The organism is Pseudarthrobacter sp. NIBRBAC000502771 (assembly GCF_006517215.1).
Classification (GTDB): Bacteria; Actinomycetota; Actinomycetes; order Actinomycetales; family Micrococcaceae; genus Arthrobacter; species Arthrobacter niigatensis.
The window spans coordinates 3,461,470-3,482,568 of the sequence record NZ_CP041187.1 but is presented as its reverse complement, the minus strand read 5'-3'; the positions used below and the strand labels follow the sequence as shown (position 1 = coordinate 3,482,568).

The window sequence follows — 21,099 nt, the reverse complement described above, 5'->3', positions numbered from 1 at the left end:
AGGCTCCGGTAGCGAACCGAGTGTGCATCCCTGAATCCGGCAGGTCATCGAAAACCTGTGCGGGACCAGTAGGTCTACAGGCAGGTGCCCGGTCCTCGTGGCCAGCGATGCTTGGAGGGGTCAGCCTAGGGTGGCCCAGACGAGGCCGCCGCCGATGCCCACAGCCAAGGTCAGGAACGCTCCGCTCGTGGCTGCCCGCGCGGGCCAAGCCCGGGGGGTGAAGTCTCCTGCTCCGGGGGTCTCCGGTGAGGCGGTGCGGAAGGCGGGGGCGAGCCAGCGGAGGTAGTAGAAGAGGCTGGCGACGGTGTTGAGTGCTGCGAGGGCGGCGAGCCACCAGAAGCCGCCATCCCACGCTGCAGTAAAGACCGCCAGCTTCCCCAGGAAGACTCCGGTGGGTGGGGTCCCGACCAGGCTGAGGAGGGCCACGACAAGTGCCACGGCGTGCCACGGCCGGGCGGTCGATAGCCCTTCGTAGCCGCGGAGTTCGGCGCGGTCCGGGTAGGCTCCGATGATGGCGAATGCTGTGAGGTTGCTGGCTGCGTAACCGGCCAGGTAGACCAGCACGGAGGGCAACGCCAGCGGGACAGCACCTGCCACGGCGAGGGGCATGAGCAGGTATCCGGCCTGGCTGACCGTGGACCAGCCCAGCAGGCGCCGCGGGTTCTTCTGGCCGAACGCTGCCAGGTTTCCCAGTGTCATGGTCACGGCGGCGAGCAGGGCGACCAGCAGCGGCCACGCTACGGTGCCGGGCATCTGCCCCAGCAAACGGTAGGCGGCCAGGATCCCGCCAATTTTAGGGACCGTGGTGGCGAAGGCGGCAGCCGCGGTTCCGGCCCCTTCGGCGGCATCCGGAACCCAGAAGTGGGCGGGAACGGCTCCTGCCTTGAACATCAGCCCGGCCAGGACGCCCACCAGCCCCACACCGGTTATCGCCCCTGCGGCATGTTCGAGCCCCGACCGGAGGCCGGCGTAGGACGTGGTTCCGGCGGCGGCATAGAGCACGGCGACGCCGAGCATGAGCAGGATGCCGAAGAATGCGCCCTGCAGGTAGGTCTTGAGCGCGGCCTCGGCGCCATTCTTGGTTCTTCCGATGCCGATCAGGGCATACAGCGGGATGCTGGCAAGGAGGAAACCCGCGATGAGCACCAGGAGGTCGGCCGCACCTGTAAGCACGGTCGCGCCGAGGCAAGCCAGCAGGATCAGGGTGTAAGTTTCGCTTTCGCGGTCGGTCGCGCGGAGTTCATTTGTGCCCAGCACGATGACCAACAGTGCCGATACCGCCACCACCAGCCGCCCGGCGCCGGTGCCGGCGTCGATCGTGTAGCTACCGGAGTAGGCGGACGTGGCCGTTCCAGCAACGGCGGCAGCAGCCGCGGTTGCGCTTGCTGCCAGTGCGCCCAGTGCAATGATCCGGCTGATCCATTGCCGTTCCCGGGGAACGAATGATCCGGTCAGCAGAGCGGTGATGGCACCGGTCAGCATCAGGATTTCCGGAAGCAGCGCGAGGGCATCAGCGCCGGGATTCATGGATTCCACTAACGCCTACCCTCCCAGCAGGCTGACCAGCGACGCCGAGGCCGGGCTGATGGTGTCCAGCAAGGGCGCCGGGATGAGGCCGATCAGCACAGAGAGCACCAGCAGGCCGCCTGTGGACCAGGCTTCGGCAGGGCGAAGGTCAGCCAGTCCGGGGGACTTTCCCCGTGGTTCCCCGGTGAACACGCGCTGGAGTGCGCGCAGGAAGAGCGCGGCTGTGATGAGGATGCCCGGAAGTGCGAGGGCGGTCAGGGGGACGGCGCCGATGCTACCGGCGAAGATCTGGAATTCGGCGATGAAGCCGCTGAAACCGGGCAGGCCGAGCGAGGCGAAGGCAGCCACGGCGAAGAATGCGGCAAAGCGGGGTGCCGGGGAGGCGAGGCCGCCGAAGGCACCCATGTCGTAGGTGCCGGCCCGGCTGTGCAGAACTCCGGCCAGCAGGAAGAGGGCGCCGGTGATGAGGCCGTGGCTGACCATTTGCGTGACGGCGCCGGTCACGGCTGTTTCCCGGGCTGCGGGGCTGCCGCCGGCACCGGCTGCGGCCAGGGCGAGGACGATGTAGCCCATGTGGTTGACGGAGGTGTAGGCGATCATGCGTTTCAGGTCGCTCTGGGCCAGGGCCACGAGTGCCCCGTACAGAACCGACACCACGCCCACAGCCACCAGGGCCGGGACCCACGCCCGCCAGGCGTCGGGAAGCAGCGGCATCGCGATCCGGACGAAGCCGTAGGTGCCCATTTTCAGCAGCACACCGGCAAGGACGGCTGAGCCGGTGGCGGGCGCATCGGTATGTGCCGGGGGCAGCCAGGTGTGGAACGGCACGGTGGGGGTTTTGATGGCCAGGCCGAAGACGACGGCGCCAAGCACCCACAGGCCGGCCGGGTTGTCACGCAGCGGCTGGGCCCGGAGCAGTTCCGGAATATCGAACGTGTGCGGCGCGCCGCCGAGGTAGAGGCCGATGAAGCCCAGCAGCAGCGCCAGCGAGCCCAGGAAGGTGTAGAGGAAGAACTTCAAGGCTGACCGTGCCTTGTCCCCATGGCCCCACCCGGCGATCACGAAGTACATGCCAACGATGGACAGGTCGAAGAACAGGAAGAACAGGATGAGGTCCTGGGCGGCGAACAGTCCCACGCTGGTGGCTTCGAGGAACAGGAACAGCGCTGCCCTGGGGGCCGGCCGGTCCCTGGCGCCCCAGTCGTACACGGCGCAGGCAAGGAAGATGACGGCGGTGAGGCCGATCAGGGGCAGTGACAGTCCGTCCACCCCCACGTGGTAGCTGCTTCCCACATTGGGGATCCACCGCAGCCGTTCCTCATAGGCCAGTCCGTCCGGTCCCGGGTCCTGGTATCCGGCCCACAGGATCGCGGTGAGTACCACCTCGACGGCGGTCGCCCCGAGGAAGAGGGCGCGGGCCATGCCGCCGCGTCCGGCGGACATCAGGACTGCCGCCGCCGCGGCCAGGGGGAAGAGGATGGCGAGACTGAGCAAAGTTACCTCACGACGATCAGAAGGACGGCGGCCACCACAATCACTGCGGCGGCCTGGACGTAGTAGTGGTGCAGTTGGCCGGTCTGGGGCCGGCGGGCGGCTGCACCTGCGCGACGGGCGCTGCGGGCAAGCCCACTCACCGCGCCGTCGATGGTCTGTTCCGTGATGGCGGAGCGGCCGGCCAGGCGGGAGGTGGCAGCGGCTGCAGCATCGGTGCCGCGATCCAGCGCCCCGTCAGCGCGATTGAGGCTTCCTGCGCCCTGCAGGACTTCTCCCGCGGCGTGCTCCACGCCGCGGGAGAGAACGGCATCATCGAACCGTGCCAGGGAGCGGGCGGCCGCAAGTACCGGGCGTACCAGGACGATGTGGGCGGCACGTTCCATGTGAAGCCAGGCCAGCGCCCCTGGCAGTGGTGGAAGTTTGCCGCCAAGTACCCATACCGGAACCAGGACCGCCACGGCGAGCACCCCTGACACGACGAGTTCGGGCAGGGAGGACTGGGCCCTGCTGCCCAGGACGCCTCGGACAATGTCACCTGTTGTGCCCAGCACCAGGCCACCGGAGACAGCGGCGCCGGCGGCGAGGACTCCGATCGGGACGAGCTGCCACGGGGTGACAGTACGGCCGCCCGCCTCCTCTGCGTCATAGCCGGACGCAGTTTCCGGGAGCACCGGTTTCCAGATCAGTGCCACGGCCTTGGCGGCGTACGCGGCGGCGAGAACAGCGCCTGCCAGCCCGGCAATATACAGGGGAAACGAGTGTTCGCGCGCTGCGGTGAGGATGTTGTCCTTGGTGGCCCACAGCGCCAGCGGAGGAATCCCGGCAAGGCTGAGCACCGCGACGGTGAACGCGCCACCCAGCAGGGGCCAGCGGCGCCCGGCCCCGCGAAGGTCGGCCAGTTTCTTGGTCCCGAGTGCGGCCAACCAGGCGCCCGCCGCCAGGAACAGCGCGCTCTTCGTTGCCGCGTGGGCCATCAGGTGCGCGGCGCCGCCCGCTGCATCACCCACTCCGGCGGCCATCACCACAAACCCGAGCTGCGCCGCCGTCGACGCCGCCAGGAGTTGCTTAAGGTCCTGCTGGCCTATCGCGATGAAGCCCAGGACCACGGCGGTGGCCGCCCCCGCCCACGCCGCCGTGTCCGCAGCCCACCCTGTGGCTGCGAGGAGGGGCTGGACCCGCAGGAGCAGATATCCGCCCATGGCCACCATCGCGGCCGAATGCAGCAGGGCGCTGACCGCACTGGGTCCGTCCATGGCCCGGGAGAGCCAGAAGCTGAACGGCAGCTGCGCCGCCTTGCCAACCGCGGCCACCAGTATCCCGGCGGCAGCAACGTCCCGCCATGGCCCGGGAAGGCTGTCCAGGCCGGCCAGGGACATGGCATCCCCTGACCATGCGCCGGTGGCCATCGCCGCTCCCGCCGCGAGGTACAGTCCAAGGTCCGCGGTGCGGGTTGCCACGAACGCCGTCAACCCGGACGATACCCGCCGTGACTCCTTCCAGTGGAACCCGATGAGGGCGTAGGAAGCCGCTCCCATGACCTCCCAGGCAAAGAGCAGCGTGGAAAGGGTGGTGGCAGTCACGGTGACCAGCACCGATGCGATGAAGATCAGCATGAGGCCGTGGAACCGGGCTGGCGTGCCGATGCCCGATGCGGCGGCGTAGAGCAGGACCAGGAAAGCCACCCCGGCAACGGCCGGGAGCAGCAGCGCGCTGAGGGCGTCAACGCTCAGCCCGAACTCGCTTCCTGCCAGGAAGGGCGCGGCCAGGGCGGGGCGCAGGGCCGCCGCTGCGGAGGCGGTGCCCAGCACCAGGGCAGAGACGACGACGGCGAACACGGCCGCGAAACGGTCCACCTTCGTCCCGGCCACGGCAAGCGCTGTTCCGGCGGCGGCAGGAAGCCCGATGAGCAGGATCAGCAGCCAGCTCATCCGGCGAGGTCCGATGCCATCTCGGTCATGTCGGTCTGCCGGGAGCGGTGCAGCAGGATCGCAACGGCGAAGCCCATGGCCATCTCCACCGTCATGGCGGCGATCACCACCAGTAGCAGCACCTGGCCATCAGGTGCCGGTGCGAGGAACCACCAGAACGCGGCCGCTGCCAGGATGACGCCGTTCAGCATAAGCTCCAGGCCCATCATGACCATCACCACCACCTGCTGCGACAGCGCGCCATAAAGTCCCACGCAGAACAGGGCGGCCGCCGCGATTAACACCAGTTGAAGTGTCATTGGTGCCCACCGGCCCCATGGTGCTGCCCATGCCCATCAGCGTGTTCCCCAGTGTGTCCGGCGCCGTGGTCCATCCCGTGCCCGCCGTCGTCCGCATCCTCCAGGGGGAGCAGCGGGTAGGCGCTGTACCTCCCACGCGGGTTTGCCAGGACCAGCGCCGACACCAGTGTGGCGAACAGGACCGGGCTGATGACGAGCATCACGAGCATTTTTGGTTCCATGATGGCTTCGCCCAGGGACCTGGTCAGATCCCCACCTGCATTGCTTCTGCCCTCCGGCCAGTCGGCGAGCAAAATCCCCGCAGTCAGCAGCAGGAACAGCCCAATGGCCGCCCCGGCTGACAGCTTTTTGCTGTGCACCATGTCCATGGGCATCAGCGCCGGGTTCATGCCCATGAACATGATCATGAAGATGGCCATGACCGCCATCTCCATGACCATCATCAGGACGGTGATCACGCCGATGTACTCCAGCCTGAACTGCAGCAGCATCAAGCCGACGGCCACAAAGGACACTGCCAACGCGTAACTGGCGCGCGCCATTGAATCAGTGCGGAACACCGCCACGCCGGCAGCAAGGGCGATTGCGGCAAGGACGGCAAAGAGAACTGCCTCGGGCATCAGCTGGTCCTTCCGTTAATGGTGATGACGGCGACAAGGAGGACCTGCAGGAGGACAAGGGGCAGCCCCACCACCCAGGCCGGGGCCATGAGTTGCTCCGGCCGCAGTTCCGGGATACGGCGGCGCAGGGCCACGAGCAGCCACAGCAGGACAACGGTCTTGCCAAAGAACCAGAGCCAGTCCGGCAGCAACGGGCCGGAGCCGCCGCCCAGGAACAATGCCACGGCGTAGCCGGCACCTGCCGACAACAGTGAGTAACGGCCGGTCAGGACAAGGAAACGGTCCACACCGGAAAGCTCTGCCGTTACGCCGCCTGTGATGTCTGCGGACATGGGGGCGGTGAAGGGCCGCTGGAGGGAAAATGCCAGCACCGCGGCCAGGAACACCACGAAGGCGGCCGGCATCCACACCACGAACCACAGGTCCTCCTGCGCGGCCACGATGTCACCTATCCGCAGGCTGCCCGCCGCCACGGCAGGAGCAGTCAACGCAAACATCAACGGCAGTTCATAGGCCAAGGCCAAGGCAAGGAACCGGTAAGCGCCCACCAACGGAAACACGCTGTTCTGCCCCCAGCCGGCCAGCCACACGAAGGCCCACACCAGGACGTCCATCGCATTGAACCAGACAAGCCCGACGGCGAGGTCGGACACCACCCAGGCGCCTGCGGGCAGCACGGCCACCTTCAGCGCCGCGGCCACCGTCAACCCGGCCACGCCCACCCTGCGCAGCAGCTCGTCGGCTGCCACGGTGGTCCGCCTTCGCTGCCGGAGCAGCCGGGCCGCCTCCGCAATTGGAGCGAAACCGCCGCCGCGGCGCCCACTGGAGCGTGCGGCCAGTACGCCGTTGACCATCGCCCCGGAGAAGGCCACCACGGCCAGCGCCGCCAGGGCTGCCAGCGGCCCCCAGGCAGGAAGTTGCTGAACCACGCCCGGCGTCATCGCGCCGGTCCTTCCACTGCCGGTACCGGTTGGGGCGAAAGGTCGAGGCTTGCAACTACAAGCCGCACCACGGACAACTCAAGGCCCCGGACCAGGTCAGGCAGGACGTTCAGAGGGACATTGCCTCCCGGCGCAGTGCCGGTCGCAGTGCCTTCCAGCATGGCCAGGAGCCGGTCCCAGGCATCCGTTCCACCGGGTTCCCCGTCCTGCGGGATCCGGCCGACTCCCTGCAGCGTCCGCCGCAATAGCCAGTCCCGGCCCAGCCGTGCACTGGATGCCGCAAGCGACCGCCTGCACTCGTCCAACGCGCCACCATCCAGGGCAGCATCCCGAACCCGTCGTACCTTCGCTGCTTCCCGTGCGGCGCCGGCCAGGTGCAGGAGCCGTGACGCGAGATCCGACTGCCGCACCAAGGCCGCACGCTCCGTCGCAGACGGGCCGCCAACGAGAATCCCAGTGCGCTGGTCGAACGCGTACTCGGCGTCGGCAGCGAAAACGACATCCCCCTGCAACTCGCAGCGCAAAACCAATCCGGCAGGCCAGAACGGAAGATACGGGCCCAGCGGCACCTTCAGGGCATCCAGGTCAAGACCGTCGCGGTCCTTTCCCTCGCCCGCCAGGCCGATCCCGCCCGGCATCGGCATCTCCATGCCGCCGTGGTCCATGCCCTCGTGACTCATGCCGCCGTGGCTCATGCCGCTATGGTCCATACCCTCGTGGTCCATGCCGCTATGGTCCGGGTTCATCTCCGCGTCACTGTCGCCGTCGTCCTTTCCTCCGCGATTCATGCCTTCGTAATCCATGTCCGTGTGGCGATCCCCGCCGCCGTCGTGCTTCCCTCCACCGTCGTCTTCTTTCGGTTCAGGAGCCGTGCGTTCCGCTTCGAGCCGCACCTGTGCTTCCACGTCCAGCAGCTCCCCGACGCAGCCATCCAGCGCAATCCCGGCATGTTCAGGTCCGGTGATCACTGTCCTGCTCCTGGGCCCCGGCAGCTGCTCCCAGAGGCGGTCCACCGCGTCCGTCTGGTCATCCGGAACCTCTCCGCAGATGCAGAGGATGTCCGCGTCGCCAGGTGAAAGCGCCTCCACCCAGCCTCTGCCGGCGATGTGGCCTTCCACCGCCATCCTGGAATGGGAGCCGGCGAAGGCCTCGACCACAAACACGTGGCAGCGCCTCACCGCAGCCCGGGCCAGCACGTGCCTCAGGCCCACTTGAAAGCTCCTTCGCGCCATGCCCACACCACGCCGGCCATCAAAACACCCAGGAACACAAACATCTCTATGACAGCCGACGCGCCGATCCGGGGCACCACAACTGCCCACGGGTACATGAAAAGCATCTCAACGTCGAACGCCAGGAAGACCAGCGTCACCGGGTAGTAGCGGGCGTGATACCGCGAGAGGGCGTGCTGTTCAGGGATCCAGCCGCTGGTGTAGGGCTTGCTGACCAAGGGATTCCTCGCCACAGCCGTCAACTGATGCAGCGCGTACAGGCCACCCACCCCCACAAGCGCAACCGCGAAGGTGATCGCCAGGTTCAGGTAGGCAGACATGCGTTTCCCTTCATAACCAGCCCCCAAATCCAGATCATCAGCATGCTTACAGTAGCGTGTGACTATTACAAGTGGGGAGGCATGCCGCTCCAGAGCCAGGTGGACCTGGAGCCACAAGAACTGGGTTTCGATCTGTTCTGCCTATGGACAGGCAGGGGGAGGCGAAACGATCGTTCCAGGGGACGAATGCAAGGGGAACTCTAGCGGGGGAGACCGGAACAACTCCCATACTCCTCGCCGGGATGGTTCGTGGACGTCCAGAAGGTCGGCGACGCGGCCGTCCTTCCACTTCGCTGAAGGGTGCCTGCCATCGACGCCGTCTTGTATCCGTCACCTTGGAATCAATGTCCCCGAGTTCAGAGCTCCGTAAGCCGGTGAAACTTAGTGCTCGTAGTAGTGGTCGCCATGGGCTGCGTGCTTGTGCCCGTCATGCAGGTAGTCCACATGACCATCGTGCTCGACTGTTTCGTGGCCGCACCCGGGGCCGTGTTCATGGCTGTGCTGATGATCGATGGGGGTGTGGTCGGCCCTGGAGTCGTCCGGATCAACTGGTGAAGCGTGTTCGGGGCTGATGGACATGTTCTTCTCCTCTTTAGCTTGTGCTGCACTTGAATGTGGATGAGGTTTTTTGTTCTTGATTGAACCCGTTTTCAATGATGGTCCTCGTTACTTACGGGGCGCTGGGGACGTCGATGACGACGCCACTGGTTCTGCACACTGCGAGGGCATCTGAGTGGCGAAAGGGGAAACTCGCGCAGCGGGCCGTTCGTGGGGGCCGGCGGCGCCCGCTTTCTACGGGTTGAACACAGATTTGTCGGGTTCATCAGTCCGAAGGCGGGTTGACCGGCTCGCTGCCGCGGGTGACTTTCACGCCTGTGAACTCCGCGTCGACCGGTGCTGTGAACCTCCGACCATTGACCTCGTCGTGCCGCATGACGTGGGTGGTTCGATGTGGACCAAGAGGCTGTACTCCCCGTCCTCTGGAACATTCCAGTTGCGGGCGTAGTGGTAGAGCATTGGATGCCAGACCAGTTCCTGTTCATACGGGCCCAACTTCTGCCCGCCAGGGGTAATGAGGGCTGCCGTTACCTTGAGGTTTGGGATGAAACGCCCGTCCGCCACGTCGCAGACAGCGATCTCGACGTGGAGGTTTTCGTTCTTCGGGTTTTGCCAGGAGAGCTGTCCGTCCCGGTAGTGATACATCCCTTCGGCGTCCTCGATCGCGTACCCGACCATGTACTCGCCGGCCTGTTGCTTCCCACCGGTGTGCGCCACCTCCTCCACCATGTACTCCAGGGCCTTGCCGAAGGCTTCGCCCTGGGCCTTGGCAAGGTCCAGTTGGGTTTTAGTGGCTTCCGACGTGTCCGGGTCCATGGGGGGCTTTTGGTGTTTTTCCATTAGATTCCTTTCCGCTTGTTGCTGGCTGTGGTTGCGACAGGCGTCAGTGGCCCTCGCGGGATCGCGCTAATTCGGCTGCCGCGAAGGTCAGAGCGATAGCGGCGTTTACGGTAGCGACCGGCCGCCGTCGTTCATCCAAGACGGCTAGGCCTACGGCGGTGAGGGCGTGGAGTATGTCTACCCCGCCGCCGAGAAGATGGAGTGGCTTGCCGCCTCGGGCTGTCACAGCGGCCTGCAGCAGATGGCGTGCACCGAGGATGCGCATCACGATGCGGGCCCGTTCGTCCAGCGCCTGGCCGGTCAGCATCTGCTCTACGGCTCCCGGAGCGATGAGAGCTGCTGCTCCATACGCCGCGCGGACCGCTTCCGTCACCTTCACTGCGCTGCCTTTCGGAGGAGGACACCAACTGCTGCGGCGCTTGCGAGGAGGGCACCGGTGGCGGCGGCCGTGAGGCCGTGGTGATGGGATGCGATGAGCTGGTAGCTGCGTGAAATGGACCTGCTGTCAAAGATTCCGTGGGTGCCGAAATCCTTGGTTGTATCGGCTGGCTTCCAGAGGTTGGCCGGTTGGTCAGGGTCCCGGCGGTCCCGGGTTTGTTGTGCCTTGAACCCCGTTTTGGCCAGGTACCGGTCCAGGAGTCCGGGCGCCAGGGCGTTTGCGATTAGGGTCGCGGCCGTGCTGCCGCCCACCCAGTATTCACGTCGCCGGGGATGGGCTGCGGCGTAGACCACGCCCTGTGCCGCTACTTCCGGCTGGTAGATCGGGGGTACGGGCTGTGCCTGGTGCGGAAGGCGGGATAGGACCCACGAGAATTGCGGGGTGTTAACCGCTGGCATCTGGACCATGGTGGTTTTGACGCCGCTGCGCTCGTGCAGCAGTTCGGTCCTGAGGGACTCGTTGAACCCTTGGATGGCGTGCTTGGCGCCGCAGTACGCTGACTGTAACGGGATCCCGCGGTAGGCCAAGGCGGAGCCCACCTGAACGATCGTCCCTCGGTTCCTGGGCTTCATCCGTCTGAGCGCCGACATGGTCCCATAGACATAGCCCAGGTACGCAACCTCCGTAACGCGTTTGAATTCATCCGGTTGGATGTCACCGAAACGTGCAAAGACCGACGTGAAGGCGACGTTGACCCAGACATCAATTGGCCCGAGTTCCCGCTCCACCCGCTCGGCTGCGGCATCCACCGCTTGGGCGTCACACACGTCGACTGGGATAGCCAAAGCGGTGCCTCCAAAAGATTCGACGTCGGCCGCGGCCGCTGCAAGCCCGGCCTCGCCGCGGGCAAGCAGGGCGACGGCATCGCCTTGCTTGGCGAAGGCGATAGCCGAAGCGCGGCCGATCCCGCCGCTGGCTCCGGTGACGACAACAACTCGAGGTGATGTGTCCATATGCTTCTCCTTGGTTCCGGCCCCTATCTGGGGGCCATTCCGGGGCTCGCGCGAGGTTTGGGTTTATAGGTCCTGTGAAAGCTGGCAGCGGCGAAGGGCTTCAAGATTGGTCGGCGAGGTTTCCGAGGGTGACCCGCAGGGTTTGCGAGGCCGATCCGCGCTGCACGTCAACCTCGACCTGCTGGCCTGGGTCCTGCTTCCTGAGAGCCACGAGCAGGTCCGTTACGTTGCCGACCTTTGCGCCAGCGAATTTGGTGATGATATCCCCGGCCTTCATGCCTGCCTTTTCCGCCGGGCTCCCCTGGGACACGCTGACAACCAGCGCTCCAGCCGTCGCAGCCAGTGAGAACCGCTGGGCGAGTTGCGGCGTGATGTCCGTCGGGACCACGCCAAGGGCGGCGTGTTTGACCGAACCACTGGCCAGCAGCTGGTCGGCGACGTTCGTGACAGTCGGCGACGGTGTTACGAAGCCGATGGCCACCGCTCCGGAGCTTGGTGGCAGGTATGCCTCGGAGAGCCCGATGACCTGCCCTGTGGAGTCAGCCACGGCGCCGCCGGAGTTGCCAGGGGAAATAGGGGCGTCCGTTTGCAGGAGGTCGATGGCTCCGTGTGGAGACTCCTTGGACGGCGGCATGTTCCGGTGAAGGCTGGACACGATTCCGGCGGTGACCGTTTCCTCCAAGCCCAGGGGGCTTCCTATGACGACTGTCATTGAGCCCACTTCGGGGTCCGACGTGGCGAAGCGGGCGGCGGGGAGGCCCGTCCGGTCAACCTTGAGCACGGCGACGTCCGTGACGTCGTCAACGCCCACCACGGTGCCTTGAGATTGTGAGCCGTCTGCGAACTGGACCTGGACGCTTTTGAAAGGTTGCTTTTGCTGGTCTTCAACGACGTGGGCGTCGGTGACAATGGATCCGTCGCTGTGGTAGATGACACCGCTACCCAGGCCGATGTCTGTGCGTATGGTGACGACAGACGGTTCAACGTCCTTCACGACACCTGGGACTGCGGGTAGGCCTGCTGCAGCAGCTTCGGATGCCGCAGGAGATGGTTGGGCCGGTGATGCTGTTGCGGAACCGGGCGCCGGCCCGGGAGTGCCGGTGCAGCCTGTCAGGGTAAGCGCTGCCGCGGTTGTCCCTGCCGCCGCGTAAAGTCTTAGTGATTTCACGTATTTCTCCTCCTTCGGCCCCCTCCGCGGCTCCTCTTGAATGCCAAGGCCGCAATTGAGCGAGACAAATGGTGTGTGAACGGGACAGTAGGGGATAGGGGCTGCCGCCCGTCAGGGGCGTCCTACTTAGGCACGTACGGGGCGTATTGCGACAGAGTGCCATCGAGCACGGGAACGTCCGTGACTTTGCTGTCGCCTTTGGCTTCGATGGTGAGGTTGGTGCGTGCCCCTGGTGGATCCCGCGTGCTTTGAAGGATGTGTTCTGCTGTGTCGAATCCGATCTTCCCCTTGGCCGGGACTGTCACCTGCACCGTGTCGTCTTTGTCCCTGATTATCAGTCCGATATCTTCGGCTGTGGTGTTAAAAACCGTTCCCAGGAGACGGCCTGGCTGGTTCTCTGCGGCGGAGACAATCGAGATACTCCGTAACTCGAGTCCTTGCAGATCAAGGTTGGAACCGGGGGCTACGGATTTATAGTTATCAGCTTCAGCGTTGTAGCACCCGCTCAGCGCCAGAGCCCCAAGAAGCACCAGCACGGCACTGATAAAGCTGCGAATTACCTTCTTCACCCGCATCGCAATTCCTTCCCTACCAACAGTTCGCATCCGGCCCTTCCTTCGCCGCTCCGGCTCCAGCCATCATGTGTGTTGCTGTCCATGGTTCAGGAGGCGGCTAAGGCTTCGTCGGGGAGGCCCCGGGACGGTGGTCCTGGGGTGACCCTGAGAGCCGGCTCTGCGCAGCTGGGCTATCCGTACCGCGCCCACGACCGCTACCATCAGCCCTCCTGTGAGAGCAGCTATTACGAGCCCGACGCCAAGCGGCAAGGATCCTGACAATCCCAGATACTGCACCCGGACGAGATCCTGGTTCTGGAGGATGAAGACAATCAGCAGACTCAACATCAGCAGGGCCCCCAGCGTCACCGCCCACATCGTGCCTGCCCTGGTGGTGCCGGGCGGGTCACCTCTCGCCTTGCCCAATTCCTTTCCGGCAGCCGGGGGTCTCCCTGGCCGGGGAGGGATCGAAATTCCAGTTACTGACGATTCAGAGCGCATTCCGCTACATCCTTCCGTGAGGTCTCTGCCCCGCCAGGAGCGGAGACTTCCCCCTGCCGGCGCGCCGCCGGCCATCCGGGACAAGACCGTCCGGCTCGGCGGGTAGCCGACATGGTTGCAATGTCTACATGGGGGCTGTCATCTCCAGCTCCGGCCCGGCTCAACGCGCGCAACCGCAGGACCTCCGGAGATCGCTCTAACGTGCCATCGGGATGGGATCCAAAGCACCGCTTGGTATCACCCATATGTCCATTGAACCGCAAAGCATGCATAGTAACAACAGTTAACTGGGAACATTTGATGCTGAAATCTGGGCCGTTGCCTATGCCCCCAAGGTGCTGACGCTCAGCTTTCTAGGCCGGCGCAGTCCCCGCAGGAAGCACAGTAACTGGGTATCGCCGCCCAATTTGGCTTGGCGGGAAATGCCAGTCTTCTCACTTGGAGGCCGGGACTGGTTCTCCCAATCCTTGGCGTGCAGAAGAGACGTCGGAGCGGGGGATCGACGTTGTCGCACAGAGCCCTCTTCGGCGCGGCTTAAGACCATGCGGCCGCTTCCGTCAACCCTTGGCGGCAGCTGGCGTTGGCTCTTGATTGCGGGCGAACCGGCGCGCGATGACCACGTCGGTGGAGGAGTGGGAGAGAATGGAAAGGACGATGACCAAGGCGACCAGGTGGTAGATCTGGTCGGCCAAGGCAATGCCCGATTCGAGGATGATCAGGCCGTAGACAACTGAGGCAAAGCCTTTGGGTCCGAACCACATCGCCGTGACCTGTTCCCCGAGGCTAAGTTTGGCGCCGATGAAAGACACCAGCAGTGCCAGGGGTCTGGCCACAACGAGGGCGAACACGGCGAAGACCCACCCACCAAGCGGTATCTCCCCGAACAGGAATGTCGGGGTGATGAGGGCCCCGAAGACCATGATGGCGGCGAGTTTGAGCAGTTCGGTGACGAGTTCCCCGAACTGCTCGAATTCGTGGCGGAGTTCCGTGCCGAAGGTTGCGACGGTAATCCCGGCGGCGAAGGCTCCGAGGAATAGGTTGGCATGGGTTGCCTGGCAGATCGCCAGGACCAGGAGTCCGATGGACACCGCGAGCAAGGGCTGCAGGGACCGGATGGCCTGCAGGAAGGGCAGACGCTCGAGCCCGAGGACGACGATGGGGATCACGATACCGACGGCGATGCCGAGGACGATTTCGATGAGAAGTTCCTCCCCGTGGGTGTTGCTGCCGCCAGCTGCGGCGAGGAGGATCAGCACGATGGGCAGGGCCAGGCCATCGTTGACGCCGGATTCGACGTTGAGCAGGTGCCGGATCCGTCCCGGGACTTCTTCTCTGCCCACGATGGCGGAGGCGAAGACCGGATCCGTGGGGGCGAGGATGGCGCCGAGGAGGAAGGATTCCAGCCAGGGCATGCCGACGATGTAATGGGCGAAGACAGCGGTCAGCGCGAGGGTGAGCGGCAGGCCAAGCAACAGGGCACGGCCGGGCAGCCGCCAGGCCACGCGCAGGTCGCGGAAGCCCACCCGCATCCCGTCCGTGAAGAGGACCGAAAACAGGGCCAGTTCGGCCAGCCCGCTAACGATCGGGTCACCTGAGGTGACTTTGATGACGCCGAGGGCTCCGGGGCCCAGGAGGAAGCCTCCGACCAGGAAGAGCACGGCGGTGGAGAGTACCGTCCGGTTTGCCCGTTCGGAGATCAGTACCCCGATGAGCAGCAGGACAGCGAAAGACAACAACAATGCAGTAGCCACGGCCACCTTCCTATTCCCTTCCAGCCTAGACTGAGCCGCGGTCGGAGTAGACGGTCACTATAAGAGGAAGGGTCACCCGATGACGGGGCGTTCTTCGGGCAGCTGGTAGAGCCTCGGCCGGGCGGAGAGCGCGAGGGCCGATGCGACAGTGATCGTTCCGATGCGTCCGGCGAACATGAGGACCATGAGAACCCATTGGGCGCTGGGTGGCAGGTCCGGTGTGATCCCGGTGCTCAGGCCTACGGTGGCGAACGCGGATATGGCTTCGAAGAGCACCTTGTCGAGCGGGTGGTCAGTGACGATGAGTAGGAGCATGGTGCCAGTGATCACAGCCGCCACGCCAAGAAGCGCGACGGACAGGGCCTGACGCTGCGAGGACGAGCTGATGGAGCGGTGGGCGATGGTGACGTGGTCGCGGCCGCGGACTTCGTTCCAGATCGCGAAAAAGAGCACCAGGAACGTGGTGATTTTGATGCCGCCGGCTGTTCCCGCGCTCCCGCCGCCGATGAACATCAGGATGTTCGTGACCATAACGGTCTCGGGTGAGGCGGCCCCGTAATCGATGCTGTTGAACCCTGCGGTGCGGGGGAAGACGGTGCCTGCAAGGGTGGCGAGGAGCTTGCCGCCCAGCGGCATGGGTCCCAGGGTTTGATCCCTGTTCCATTCGAAGGCGGCGAAAAAGACGGCACCGGCGGTCAGCAGGACCAAGGACCCGTAAATGGTCAGGCGCAGGTGGACGGTCCATTCCTTCATTCTGATCCCGCCCTGCAGCAGGACGATGAGCACTGGGAAGCCAAGGCCGCCGACGATGATTGCGGCGCAAATGGGGACGATGATCCATGGGTCGCCGGCGAAGCCGATGAGGCTGTCGCTGTACAGGGCGAAACCGGCGTTGTTAAACGCAGACACCGCGTGGAAGATCCCATGCCAAAGTGCGGTCGCCGGGTTGTCGTCGTAGGCAATCCAGAAGCGGGCCGTGAGGACGGCTGCTGCGGCTGCTTCGAAGAGGGCCATGATGCGGGCCACGCGGAACAGGACGGAGCGGACGTCACCGAAGTTCAGGGTATGGGTTTCGGACTGTGCCACGAGCTGGCCGCGGACGCCGATGGTTTTCCGCACCAGCAGAGCCAGCAGTGTTGCCAACGTCATGATGCCGAAGCCGCCAACCTGAATGAGTGCCAGAATCACCCCTTGCCCCAATGGTGTCCAGAACGTTGCGGTATCCACCGTGGCAAGGCCAGTGACACAGACGGCTGAAACAGAGGTAAACAGGGCGGGCAGGAAGGGTTCGGGTTGGGTGCTTGTGTGTGCGATGGGCAGCATCAGCAGTTCCGCGCCGAGCACTATCACCACCAGGAACGCCAAGGGAACGAGGCGGACCGGGTGCAGCAGGGCGCGGCCAAGCCCGTTAGCTGCCGGCTGAGGGCTAAAACGGGCCTCGCGCCGGGTGACCCGGGAAAAAAGTCGCCGGATGTTTGTTCTATCGGGGCTCATCGTCCGACCTCCTCTGCTTGGTCCACTCCAACACCAGCCCGAACGCCGGGCCCCGTCAGTTGCAAAGGCTCGACCCGTCCTTCGTTCGTTTCGTCTTGGTCAGTCACAGCGCTGAAGCTAGCAGACGGCAGAGCGCCAAGACCTTGCGACTGGCCCTTCTTTACGGATCCTTAACGCCTGGTCCCTGCTCAACGGGGGAGCAGGGTTGCCCTGAAGTAGCGCTGTCAGTCTAGCTGGGGCGAGTTTGTGGTTCCGCTGCCGTGGGGTTGCGCCTGCCGGTGGAGTTTCTCGTAGCGATTAGCGCAACCGCTGGGTTGTTGGGGCTGTTGGCCAAGGCCTCCGCCTGCACCGCTCATGGCCAGGCTGGAGCCGTGCCCAAAGAGGGAGATACAGGAAGCGGCGTCACCGACCAAGGTGACCCGCCCATGTGACCAGCTCGGGAGCTTTACTTGCCTGATCGCATCGGAGTATGGTCCTCCGCTTCCTGAACCTTGCGTCGCACGTCCTGCACTTCGGGTAGGGCCGAATCGATCAGGCCGAAGGCGTTTAGGACAACCCGTTTCTGGGTTTCTCTTAGCGTGGTACTCACGCGTGGGATGGGGAGGGGCGCGGAAAATAAGGGCTGCCCCTGCCGTTCCGTTGAGCGGGCGCACCACTAATGACCGTAGGCCGGTTGTACTCAACAATCGAGTCGGGATCTGCCGCTGGACGCCCGAGAGACATTGTCCCAATGTACAACCCGAGAGGGATGTTCAAAATCCTTCTCGGGCCTGAAGGCCCTCTCCCAGATGCTGGAGTGCAGTCCATCCGCCGCCACAACGAAATCGAGCGAGCGGCTGGGAAATGGCAGAACTCCACATGGACACCGCCCTGATCCCGCTCCAATGCCGTCACTTCGTCCGCGAAAACGAACTCCGCCTGGTACTCGGCGGCCGGCTGCAGGTTTTGCGGCGAAAACTTGCCCAGCAAATTTCAAGGTCGCCGCCGCGGAACCTGCCGAGCCGGAACTCGACTACCCCGCTCCGACTCCGTGACGAGCGTCAGCCCCGGAGCGTGCGCCGGGCTGTCCTGCAGGGGCTGCAGCACACCCTTCCGTGACGGCGCCTTGGACCATCCACCGGGTCACCACTAGGCCGGAGCTGGTCCCTGCGGTCAACGGCTGTCACGTCCGCTCGCTGCTGGGCCAGCCGGTAGGAAAGAGTAGCCCCCGCGATTCCCGCCCCGGAAACCAAGACACTGAAAGGTCGCATGGCCTCTGACCCAGCGCCGGCTCATGGACCCGGCGGCCGTCATCGCAGGGCTACCGCCGGACAGCCAGCCCCTGCCATCGGTCCTTGCCTATGACGAGCTGCTGGCCAAACACACCGAACACCCTGTACGAACAGCGTCGAAGGAGAACATCTGATGACTCCCACGGCAGCGGCCACTATCATCACCCCGACTCTGTGCCGGCGCCGTGGCCTGACTGAACAGGCCGCGGTCGCGGCCGTCGACCAGGGCCGCCGCCTGCGCCTGCCCACGGTCCGGGCGGTCCTGGACGAAGCCCTGACCGTCGCGGGGAAGGAACAACTCTCTTGTTAAGGCTTCCTGGCCGAGCTGCTGCTGGCCGAGTGCGATGACCGGGACCGGCGCTGCTCGATCCGCCGGGTCAGAGCTGCGAACTTTCCCCGAGACAATTGGCTCGGGGACTTTGACTTCTATGCAAACCCGTCGTCACCCCCGCCACCATCGACACTCTGGCCACCGGGGAATGGATCTGCAAAGGACAGCCCCTCTGCTTGATTGGGGATTCCGGGACCGGTAAATCCCACTTGCTGATCGGGCTCCGCACCGCCGCGGCTGAGAAGGGCTACCGGGTCAAATACACGCTCGCCACCCAGCTGGTGAGCGAGCTCGTGGAGGCCGCGGACGAGAAGGTGCTGGCCAAGACCATTGCCCGCTACGGGCGGGTGGACTGCTGTGCATTGATGAGCTGGGCTATATGGAGTTGGACCGGCGCGGCGCCGGGCTTCTCTTCCAGGTCCTGACCGAACGGGAGGAGAAGAACTCGATCGCGATCGCTTCCAACGAGTCTTTCTCGGGCTGGACTAAAACCTTCACGGACCCGCGCCTCTGCGCGGCGATCGTGGACCGCTGACTTTCAACGGCGCCATCATCGAAACCGGCACGGACTCCTACCGTCTCGCCCGCACGATCGCGCATCAGGGCCAACAGCCCGCACCGTGAGCGGCCCGCCGTTCGTCAGGCCCCGCCGCCGAGCCTCTGGATGAATTCATCTGCCTGGGCCAGGTTCCTGGCCATCTTCGCCCGCTGATGCACGGCCCGTTCCAGGAACCCTGCCAGAACTTCGGACCGTTCAGGGGCAGTGCCCTCAGGGCCGGCGAGCAGTGCAAGGATCTCAGCCATTTCCTCCAGCGAGAACCCCAGCGGCTTCATCTGTTTTATGACCATGAGGCGTTCGAAGTCGTCCTCCGAGAAAACTCTGAAGCCGCCGTCAGTACGGGCCGTTGCCGGGAGCAGTCCGACGTCGTCGTAATGCCGGATGGTCCGAAGGGACAGGCCCGTCCGCTCTGCCAACTCGCCGATATGCATGGTGTTGGTGCTGCTGGTCTTAGCCGTCATCAGCGCCTCCGTCCTCTTTCGGATTTTAAACCCTACCATCACGTTAGGGTAGGGTTGTCGTATGGGGTGAGACCTTCAAGAGTAGTTCCCCCACCTCCCCGGCGCGGCGCTGCGCCCCCACAGTCACTTGCACAACGAAGCCGCACCCGCGCGCCTTCCTCACCATGAACGGAGCCAGAAATGGCCACCACACAAGCCGAACCCGCCCCGGCGTTCACCCCCGAACAGCTCCAATCTGTCCGGGGCACCCTGATGTCACCACGCCGGCTTAAGACCGAAGTCCTCGCCGGAATCGTCGTCGCCCTCGCCTTGATCCCCGAAGCCATCGCCTTCTCGATCATCGCCGGCGTCGACCCGCGGATCGGGCTCTTCGCCTCATTCACCATGGCCGTGACCATCGCCTTCGTCGGCGGCCGCCCGGCCATGATCTCCGCCGCCACCGGCGCGATTGCTCTGGTCATCGCACCACTGGTGAAAACCCACGGGGTGGACTACTTCGTCGCCGCCGTGATCCTGGCCGGTGTTTTCCAGATCATCCTGGGACTCTCCGGGGTCGCCAAACTCATGCGGTTCATCCCGCGCTCGGTCATGGTCGGATTCGTCAACGCCCTGGCCATCCTGATCTTCATGTCTCAGGTCCCCGAACTGATCGGTGTTCCGTGGCTGGTCTATCCCCTCGTGGCCCTCGGCCTGGCCATCGTCTTCGGCCTGCCCAAACTCACCAAAGCAGTTCCCGCGCCCCTGGTGGCCATCATTGTCCTGACCCTCGTCACTGTGTTTGCGGCCGTCGCGGTCCCCACCGTCGGCGACAAGGGCGAACTCCCGAATTCCCTGCCGACCTTGTTCATCCCGAACGTGCCGTTCAGCCTCGAGACGCTTCAGATCATCTTCCCCTTCTCCCTGGCCATGGCCTTCGTGGGCCTGCTCGAGTCCCTCATGACCGCCAAACTGGTCGATGACGTCACCGACACCCGCTCCCATAAGACCCGGGAAGCGTGGGGCCAGGGCGTGGCCAACGTCGTCACCGGGTTCTTCGGCGGCATGGGCGGCTGCGCCATGATCGGCCAGACCATGATCAACGTCAAAGCCTCCGGCGCCCGCACCAGGATCTCCACCTTCCTCGCCGGTGTCTTCCTCCTCATCCTCGTCGTCGCGCTCGGCGGCATCGTCTCACTGATCCCCATGGCCGCCCTGGTCGCCGTCATGATCTTCGTCTCCGTCGCCACGTTCGATTGGCACAGCATCAACCCCCGGACCCTGAAGATCATGCCCAAGAGCGAAACCGCTGTCATGGTCGCCACCGTCATCGGCACCGTCACCACCCACAACCTGGCCGTCGGCGTCGGAGTCGGCGTCATGGTCGCCATGGTCCTGTTCGCCCGCCGCGTCGCACACTTGGTCACCGTCGAACGCAACGTGACGACCACCGGTGATCACGAAACCGCTACCTACGTCGTGGATGGCGAGCTGTTCTTCGCCTCCTCCAACGACCTCTACACCCAATTCGAATACGCCCTGGACCCGAAGCACGTCGTCATCGACATGCACGCCTCCCACCTCTGGGACGCATCAACCATCGCGGCCCTCGACGCCATCACGGAGAAATACCACCACCACGGCAAAGAAGTGAAAATCATCGGCCTCAACCAAGCCAGCACCCTCATGCGCGAACGCCTCGGCGGCAAACTCAGCGCCGGCCACTGACCCACCAAGACCAACTGAGGCCCCTTCCTGCGAAGAAAGGGCCTCAGCTGCACACCGGCCAAGTTCCCCAACCCCCGCAAAAAACGAACGTCAAAAGCCACGCATCACCACCAGGAAGCGATCCAAACGGGGCCAGAAATAACCGTCCTACCGG

General features: G+C 64.8%; 20 protein-coding genes and 1 pseudogene. 3 read left to right on the top strand and 18 right to left on the bottom strand.

Annotated features, from left to right (window positions below):
* Positions 1-120 precede the first annotated feature (120 nt).
* The 17 genes from NIBR502771_RS16250 to NIBR502771_RS21260 form a co-directional block, all read right to left on the bottom strand.
* On the bottom strand, positions 121-1,527 hold the full coding sequence (locus NIBR502771_RS16250; protein ID WP_141161596.1) for an NADH-quinone oxidoreductase subunit N: 1,407 nt from the start codon (positions 1,525-1,527) through the stop codon (positions 121-123).
* A 15-nt stretch (positions 1,528-1,542) separates the two neighbouring features.
* Positions 1,543-3,021: a NuoM family protein gene (locus NIBR502771_RS16245; RefSeq protein WP_141160660.1), complete on the bottom strand. Its 1,479-nt coding sequence runs from the start codon at positions 3,019-3,021 to the stop codon at positions 1,543-1,545.
* A 2-nt stretch (positions 3,022-3,023) separates the two neighbouring features.
* Positions 3,024-4,949, bottom strand: a complete 1,926-nt coding sequence (locus NIBR502771_RS16240) for a proton-conducting transporter membrane subunit (RefSeq protein WP_141160659.1) — start codon at positions 4,947-4,949, stop codon at positions 3,024-3,026.
* Complete coding sequence (locus tag NIBR502771_RS16235; RefSeq protein WP_141160658.1) at positions 4,946-5,248, bottom strand: NADH-quinone oxidoreductase subunit K; 303 nt, start codon at positions 5,246-5,248, stop codon at positions 4,946-4,948. Before NIBR502771_RS16235 ends, NIBR502771_RS16240 begins: the two co-directional genes overlap by 4 nt.
* Positions 5,245-5,868: an NADH-quinone oxidoreductase subunit J gene (locus NIBR502771_RS16230; protein ID WP_141160657.1), complete on the bottom strand. Its 624-nt coding sequence runs from the start codon at positions 5,866-5,868 to the stop codon at positions 5,245-5,247. The genes NIBR502771_RS16235 and NIBR502771_RS16230 overlap by 4 nt, the downstream gene beginning before the upstream one ends.
* Entirely contained in the window at positions 5,868-6,797 is a 930-nt protein-coding gene (locus tag NIBR502771_RS16225; protein ID WP_246839701.1) for a complex I subunit 1 family protein, read from the bottom strand. Before NIBR502771_RS16225 ends, NIBR502771_RS16230 begins: the two co-directional genes overlap by 1 nt.
* Before the next feature lie 8 nt (positions 6,798-6,805).
* Entirely contained in the window at positions 6,806-8,020 is a 1,215-nt protein-coding gene (locus NIBR502771_RS16220; protein WP_141160655.1) for a hypothetical protein, read from the bottom strand.
* Positions 8,011-8,361, bottom strand: a complete 351-nt coding sequence (locus NIBR502771_RS16215; protein ID WP_141160654.1) for an NADH-quinone oxidoreductase subunit A — start codon at positions 8,359-8,361, stop codon at positions 8,011-8,013. The genes NIBR502771_RS16220 and NIBR502771_RS16215 overlap by 10 nt, the downstream gene beginning before the upstream one ends.
* Before the next feature lie 381 nt (positions 8,362-8,742).
* Complete coding sequence (locus NIBR502771_RS16210; RefSeq protein ID WP_141160653.1) at positions 8,743-8,940, bottom strand: zinc transporter permease; 198 nt, start codon at positions 8,938-8,940, stop codon at positions 8,743-8,745.
* A 288-nt stretch (positions 8,941-9,228) separates the two neighbouring features.
* Complete coding sequence (locus NIBR502771_RS16205) at positions 9,229-9,759, bottom strand: iron transporter (protein WP_141160652.1); 531 nt, start codon at positions 9,757-9,759, stop codon at positions 9,229-9,231.
* A gap of 375 nt (positions 9,760-10,134) precedes the next feature.
* Entirely contained in the window at positions 10,135-11,151 is a 1,017-nt protein-coding gene (locus tag NIBR502771_RS16200) for an SDR family oxidoreductase (RefSeq protein WP_141160651.1), read from the bottom strand.
* Positions 11,152-11,251: 100 nt separating this feature from the next.
* Positions 11,252-12,145, bottom strand: a complete 894-nt coding sequence (locus NIBR502771_RS16195) for a S1C family serine protease (RefSeq protein WP_246839700.1) — start codon at positions 12,143-12,145, stop codon at positions 11,252-11,254.
* Positions 12,146-12,441: 296 nt separating this feature from the next.
* Entirely contained in the window at positions 12,442-12,894 is a 453-nt protein-coding gene (locus NIBR502771_RS16190) for a hypothetical protein (RefSeq protein WP_141160650.1), read from the bottom strand.
* Positions 12,895-12,957: 63 nt separating this feature from the next.
* Positions 12,958-13,221, bottom strand: a complete 264-nt coding sequence (locus tag NIBR502771_RS21265) for a lipopolysaccharide assembly LapA domain-containing protein (protein ID WP_371706656.1) — start codon at positions 13,219-13,221, stop codon at positions 12,958-12,960.
* Positions 13,222-13,931: 710 nt separating this feature from the next.
* Entirely contained in the window at positions 13,932-15,125 is a 1,194-nt protein-coding gene (locus tag NIBR502771_RS16180) for a sodium:proton antiporter (RefSeq protein ID WP_141160648.1), read from the bottom strand.
* 72 nt (positions 15,126-15,197) lie between these two features.
* Positions 15,198-16,619, bottom strand: coding sequence for a TrkH family potassium uptake protein (locus NIBR502771_RS16175; RefSeq protein WP_141160647.1), 1,422 nt, complete (start codon positions 16,617-16,619; stop codon positions 15,198-15,200).
* Positions 16,620-17,659: 1,040 nt separating this feature from the next.
* On the bottom strand, positions 17,660-17,869 hold the full coding sequence (locus tag NIBR502771_RS21260; protein ID WP_141160646.1) for an NAD(P)-binding protein: 210 nt from the start codon (positions 17,867-17,869) through the stop codon (positions 17,660-17,662).
* Positions 17,870-17,892: 23 nt separating this feature from the next.
* Here NIBR502771_RS21260 and NIBR502771_RS21135 point away from each other — a divergent pair, with 23 nt between their 5' ends.
* Both NIBR502771_RS21135 and istB read left to right on the top strand, forming a co-directional pair.
* Positions 17,893-18,024, top strand: a complete 132-nt coding sequence (locus NIBR502771_RS21135) for a hypothetical protein (RefSeq protein WP_256371456.1) — start codon at positions 17,893-17,895, stop codon at positions 18,022-18,024.
* Positions 18,024-18,845: pseudogene (gene istB / locus NIBR502771_RS16165) on the top strand (IS21-like element helper ATPase IstB). The gene NIBR502771_RS21135 and the pseudogene istB overlap by 1 nt, the downstream one beginning before the upstream one ends.
* Before the next feature lie 15 nt (positions 18,846-18,860).
* On the opposite strand, the gene NIBR502771_RS16160 reads toward istB, so the two are convergent.
* Positions 18,861-19,241: a MerR family transcriptional regulator gene (locus tag NIBR502771_RS16160; RefSeq protein ID WP_141160645.1), complete on the bottom strand. Its 381-nt coding sequence runs from the start codon at positions 19,239-19,241 to the stop codon at positions 18,861-18,863.
* A gap of 180 nt (positions 19,242-19,421) precedes the next feature.
* On the opposite strand from NIBR502771_RS16160, the gene NIBR502771_RS16155 reads away from it, so the two are divergent.
* Positions 19,422-20,945, top strand: coding sequence for a SulP family inorganic anion transporter (locus NIBR502771_RS16155; protein WP_141160644.1), 1,524 nt, complete (start codon positions 19,422-19,424; stop codon positions 20,943-20,945).
* Positions 20,946-21,099 lie beyond the last annotated feature (154 nt).

Bases quoted from the DNA above. Each gene is read 5' to 3' on its own strand.
- NIBR502771_RS16250 (WP_141161596.1), bottom strand. From the start codon at position 1,527: ATGAATCCCGGCGCTGATGCCCTCGCGCTGCTTCCGGAAATCCTGATG.
- NIBR502771_RS16240 (WP_141160659.1), bottom strand. From the start codon at position 4,949: ATGAGCTGGCTGCTGATCCTGCTCATCGGGCTTCCTGCCGCCGCCGGA.
- NIBR502771_RS16235 (WP_141160658.1), bottom strand. From the start codon at position 5,248: ATGACACTTCAACTGGTGTTAATCGCGGCGGCCGCCCTGTTCTGCGTG.
- NIBR502771_RS16230 (WP_141160657.1), bottom strand. From the start codon at position 5,868: ATGCCCGAGGCAGTTCTCTTTGCCGTCCTTGCCGCAATCGCCCTTGCT.
- NIBR502771_RS16215 (WP_141160654.1), bottom strand. From the start codon at position 8,361: ATGTCTGCCTACCTGAACCTGGCGATCACCTTCGCGGTTGCGCTTGTG.
- NIBR502771_RS16210 (WP_141160653.1), bottom strand. From the start codon at position 8,940: ATGTCCATCAGCCCCGAACACGCTTCACCAGTTGATCCGGACGACTCC.
- NIBR502771_RS16205 (WP_141160652.1), bottom strand. From the start codon at position 9,759: ATGGAAAAACACCAAAAGCCCCCCATGGACCCGGACACGTCGGAAGCC.
- NIBR502771_RS16200 (WP_141160651.1), bottom strand. From the start codon at position 11,151: ATGGACACATCACCTCGAGTTGTTGTCGTCACCGGAGCCAGCGGCGGG.
- NIBR502771_RS16190 (WP_141160650.1), bottom strand. From the start codon at position 12,894: ATGCGGGTGAAGAAGGTAATTCGCAGCTTTATCAGTGCCGTGCTGGTG.
- NIBR502771_RS21265 (WP_371706656.1), bottom strand. From the start codon at position 13,221: ATGTTGAGTCTGCTGATTGTCTTCATCCTCCAGAACCAGGATCTCGTC.
- NIBR502771_RS16175 (WP_141160647.1), bottom strand. From the start codon at position 16,619: ATGAGCCCCGATAGAACAAACATCCGGCGACTTTTTTCCCGGGTCACC.
- NIBR502771_RS21260 (WP_141160646.1), bottom strand. From the start codon at position 17,869: ATGCGACCTTTCAGTGTCTTGGTTTCCGGGGCGGGAATCGCGGGGGCT.
- NIBR502771_RS21135 (WP_256371456.1), top strand. From the start codon at position 17,893: ATGGACCCGGCGGCCGTCATCGCAGGGCTACCGCCGGACAGCCAGCCC.
- NIBR502771_RS16160 (WP_141160645.1), bottom strand. From the start codon at position 19,241: ATGACGGCTAAGACCAGCAGCACCAACACCATGCATATCGGCGAGTTG.
- NIBR502771_RS16155 (WP_141160644.1), top strand. From the start codon at position 19,422: ATGGCCACCACACAAGCCGAACCCGCCCCGGCGTTCACCCCCGAACAG.